General features: G+C 55.3%; 1 pseudogene. It reads right to left on the bottom strand.

What is annotated here, in order from left to right:
- Nucleotides 1-1,056, bottom strand: a pseudogene (locus ACTHSX_RS10435) (hypothetical protein); the annotation flags it as partial.

The following is a 1,056-nucleotide window of genomic DNA, read 5'->3' as shown; positions in this document are numbered from 1 at the left end:
AGTTTTTCGATATTGGTGCTGCCGCTGTCGCCGTTGAAGGTCAGGCCTTTGGTGTCAACGGTGGTTTTGGCGTCCACACCTTTTTGGATGTCGTCTTTGGTGTCTTGTGCCAAGTCGATGCTGTAGTCGGTCACGTTGTTCGCGTCTGCAGCGGCGGCGGTAACGGTCACTTTGCTCGAACCTGCGCTCGCAGTTGTGCCTTTGGCGTTGACGGTGTAGATGTCTTGGCCATTGGCACCGGTAGTTTTCACCACGTCTTTGATGTTGGTGCCGGCGGCAACTTCGGTACGGGCGGCGGCGCTTTGCTGTTTCAGCTGGCTGTAGTTGACGGCGTCGGTGTCATCGGTACCCGGGGCAACGTTGGTAATCTTGTTGCCGGCGGCATCGATGCCTGCTTTGGTCACACTTGGGCCACCGGTAATGGTGAGGCCGTCTGTATTCAGTTTGCTGTCGCCTGCGGTGACGCTGTCAACGGTGATGTCTTTGGCCAGTTTCAGCTGTGCACCACCGGCTACGGTTTCGCTGATGATGTTGCTGTCGCCTTTGACATTGATGGTGTCGCCCAATGCGTAGTTGTTGCTGCCGGTGGTACCGCCGAAGTTGATGCCTTTGGCGATATTGGCGGCGTTGTTGGCTACGTTTTGGTTGGTCGCAAACAGTTGGCTACCGTTAACGGCATCTTTGCTGTTGGCATTGAGGTCGCCATCGGCTACGTTGGTCACTTTGTTGCCGGCGTTGTTCAAACCGTCTTTGGTCAGTTTGACATCGCCTGCTTTCACACCGTCTTGGGTCAATGCAACATCGTCGCCTACTTTCACACCGTCGTTGTTCACGGTGGTGTCGCCGGCTTTGACGCTGTCTACTACCAGGTCTTTGTTCAGCTTGACGGTCACTTTATCGTCTTGGGCTTCGGTGGTGATGTTGTCGTCGCCGGCAACGGTCACGGTAGAACCCAGTTTTTCGATATTGGTGCTGCCGCTGTCGCCGTTGAAGGTCAGGCCTTTGGTGTCAACGGTGGTTTTGGCGTCCACACCTTTTTGGATGTCGTCTTTGGTG

The organism is Neisseria sp. P0014.S002 (genome assembly GCF_051958295.1).
In the GTDB taxonomy this organism is placed as follows: domain Bacteria; phylum Pseudomonadota; class Gammaproteobacteria; order Burkholderiales; family Neisseriaceae; genus Neisseria; species Neisseria flavescens_B.
The sequence above is the reverse complement of the archived record's forward strand: the minus strand, read 5'-3'. Positions and strand labels throughout refer to the sequence as shown.